This window comes from Oceanospirillum linum (assembly GCF_001995095.2).
Lineage (GTDB): Bacteria > Pseudomonadota > Gammaproteobacteria > Pseudomonadales > Halomonadaceae > Oceanospirillum > Oceanospirillum linum.
On the sequence record NZ_MTSD02000074.1, the window covers coordinates 1 to 462 of the forward strand.

Annotated in this window: 1 protein-coding gene; it reads left to right on the forward strand. The window is 43.1% G+C overall.

The features are described from left to right. Positions 1–462 (forward strand): HAMP domain-containing protein (locus BTA35_RS16680; protein WP_139363711.1); only part of this gene is annotated, 462 nt, incomplete at both ends.

Here is a 462-nt window from a genome sequence, read left to right on the forward strand (position 1 = left end):
CTTTTACCTCGCCATAAGCCATATACCAGAGCCTGACTGGTATATAGTCGCAGCCTATCCAAGACAATCTATCGAAGAGCAAGCCTTTAAAAGCTCTGAATTTGTTTTGCAGATCAGCTTTATTTCACTACTGCTTGAGCTAGCCATCGTTTATCTGCTGTTATCTTGGCAAGTTGGGAAGCCTTTGCGCGAGTTCACTTATGCGATTCACAAAGTAGCCGACGGTGAACGTAATATCTTTTTAGATACGCAACGCAAGGATGAGTTGGGAGGTTTAGCCAAAAGCTTTTTAAGTATGCAGCGAGTGATACAAGATCATGAGCACCTTCTTACCCAAGAGATTCGCCAGAAAGATAAAGCTCAAATAGAAGCTGAACAGGCCCGTGATGCACTTAAAGAAGCCAATGACAAACTTGAGCTTAGAGTACAGCAGCGTACAGAAACTTTACGTGCCACCAATAT